Source organism: Aeromonas sp. QDB11 (assembly GCF_027705265.1).
In the GTDB taxonomy this organism is placed as follows: Bacteria; Pseudomonadota; Gammaproteobacteria; order Enterobacterales; family Aeromonadaceae; genus Aeromonas; species Aeromonas allosaccharophila.
This window is the reverse complement of record NZ_JAPDBM010000139.1, coordinates 1-2,577: the sequence shown is the minus strand read 5'-3', so window position 1 is coordinate 2,577 and position 2,577 is coordinate 1. Positions and strand designations below refer to the sequence as shown.

General features: G+C 45.7%; 2 protein-coding genes. Both read left to right on the top strand.

Going from position 1 to position 2,577, the window contains the following annotated elements; all coding sequences use genetic code 11:
• Positions 1-1,114 (top strand): alanine racemase (locus OKC40_RS22135; RefSeq protein ID WP_270796999.1); only part of this gene is annotated, 1,114 nt, incomplete at its 5' end.
• Between the two features lie 10 nt (positions 1,115-1,124).
• A complete protein-coding gene (locus tag OKC40_RS22130; RefSeq protein WP_270796998.1) occupies positions 1,125-2,342 on the top strand; it encodes a phosphopentomutase in 1,218 nt (405 codons plus the stop codon).
• Positions 2,343-2,577 lie beyond the last annotated feature (235 nt).

Below are 2,577 nucleotides of genomic sequence, written 5' to 3'. Positions count from 1 at the left end.
GGGTGACGTGAGCGCGTTAAGGATCAGGGTGTTCACGTTGGCCGGAATGGCTGTTCAACTTCGCCGGAATACGCAGAGGGTGATCAAGAAAACTGCAGATGAGTATGGGATCACACTCTATGCGATGACGAAGCAATTTGGACGCAATCCCGTTTTAGCAAAATTGCTGATCGATGAGTTAGGTTATGATGGTATTGTCTGTGTTGATTTCAAAGAAGCACGCCATTATTCAGGTCTGGGAATAAATGTTAGTCATGTTGGGCATTTGGTTCAACCACCTACTGGGATAGTCCATGAATTGGTGAGTGTCACCAAACCAGAGATTATAACCGTTTATTCTATTGAAAAGGCCAAGGAGATTTCATCTGCTGCAGTTAATGCGAATGTAGTTCAAAAGATTATGGTCAAGTTTTATCAGCATGGTGACATTATTTATCCCAGTCAGGAGTCTGGATTTTTACTAAGTGAGCTGGATGAGGTTATCCAATCATTGTCAGCACTACCGAATATCGCTATAGCGGGGGTCACTCATTTTCCCAGCTTTCTCTATGATGAAGATAAAGATGTGACCGTGGCCACACATAATTTCAGGACAACGATGATTGCCAAAGAGCAGGCTGAGCGAATGGGTTGCCGGATAACACAGGTCAATGTTCCGTCTTCAACTAGTTGTGAAACAATACCGCTAATTGCCTCTCGAGGTGGGACGCATGGCGAACCGGGACATGCTTTGACCGGTACAATTCCATCAAATCAGAATGGGGATCAGCCAGAAAAGATTGCAATGCTTTATTTGAGCGAGATATCTCATCAGCATAACGGAAATAGTTATTGCTATGGTGGTGGATATTATCGGCGTGGACGTATTCGTGGCGCACTGGCAATGGATGGCTCAGATCCACACGGACGCTTCATGCCATTTGTGGCAGGTGATGATGGCAGCATCGATTACCACATCCAGTTGGCGGGAACGTGTCCCGTCGGCACACCCGTTATTATGGCTTTCCGCTCCCAGGTGTTTGTGACCAGGAGTGATGTTGCGCTGGTTTCAGGAATATCGACAGGGACCCCGAAAATCATCGGACTCTATGATTCGCAAGGGCGAGAGTTGTAAGGGAGGGATTATGGCAAGGTTTATTGTTGTCGTCCTCGATGGCTTTGGTATCGGCGAAATGCCGGATGTACTGGCCGAGCGACCACAGGATCACGGTGCCAATACAGCAAGAAAGCTCATTGAGCATTTTTCAGATAAACATCTGCCGACGTTGGCACGGCTTGGATTGTTGAATACGGTGTATCCCGTCAACTCAGTGATGCAACGTAGCCAGGCTGCAAACTGGGGTAAGTCAATGCTGGGCCATGAAGGGTGTGACACCTTTATGGGGCATCAAGAGATCATGGGGACCAAACCGAGAGCACCGCTACAAGCCCCCTTTAGTACATATATCGAAAAGATAGAGGCAGGGTTGATTGCCGCAGGATACCAGGTCAACCGAATATATCGCGATGCGCTTGCCCTACTGGAGGTCAACAGCTGTGTCGTGATCGGGGATAACCTTGAGGCCGAGTTGGGACAGGTTTATAACATTACAGCCAATTTGAACTTGATATCATTCGATGACGTCGTGAAAATCGGAAGAGTAGTCAGGAAATATAATGATGCTGGACGAAACATAGCGTTTGGTGGACTGGTTGATTCAATGGATGACATCTATTCAGCCATAGAAACCAAACCAGATAAAAACGGAAACATAGCATTTATTGGGGTCAACGCTCCACGTTCTGGAGCCTATAATAACGGATTTAAGGTTATTCACCTTGGCTATGGAGTCGATCCATCGACACAAGTGCCACACTGTCTTGATCAGGTTGGAATCAAGACGTTCTTATATGGTAAGGTCGCCGATATCGTAGAGAATGAACACGGTGTTTCATATCCAGGAGTAGTCGATACCGATACACTGTTTGATTTATTGCTGCGGGATGTTGTTCGGAAAGATAATGCATTTTTCTGCCTCAATGTTCAGGAAACGGATCTTTCTGGTCACCAACAAAATGCTGGGCGTTACTGGAATACGCTCGAGAGAGCTGATGCCGGATTATCAAAGATATTAGACGCTATGTCCATAAGCGACCTCTTGATTGTTATGGCTGATCATGGCAACGATCCCTTTATCGGACATTCTCTTCATACAAGAGAAATGGTGCCAATATTGTTATTCAGCCATGAATTAAAGGGGCTTGAGTTAGGTGTTCGCGATACCCTATCTGATGTGGGGGCCAGTGTTGCCAAATTCTTTAATGCTCCCATGCCAGAATTTGGCTCGCCCATAAAGTTCTAGTTCGACGATATATAAACACTAATTATGTTCTTTACACCTCACTTTTTATGTTGGTGAGATAGGCTTATATTATTAATCAGGAGTTGCTCGATGAAACATGGATTAAGTCTTTCATTGTTAGGTGGCATATTTATTGCGACCACGGCATCTGCCTCAACTGCAGGGCGGGAGCACACTTTGTTGATATTTTAACCAAAGAATAACTGAGCCCGATAGTCGTCATTCCAGCCGGCTC

Coding starts and splice junctions, on each gene's coding strand:
- OKC40_RS22130 (WP_270796998.1), top strand. CDS start 1,125: ATGGCAAGGTTTATTGTTGTCGTCCTCGATGGCTTTGGTATCGGCGAA.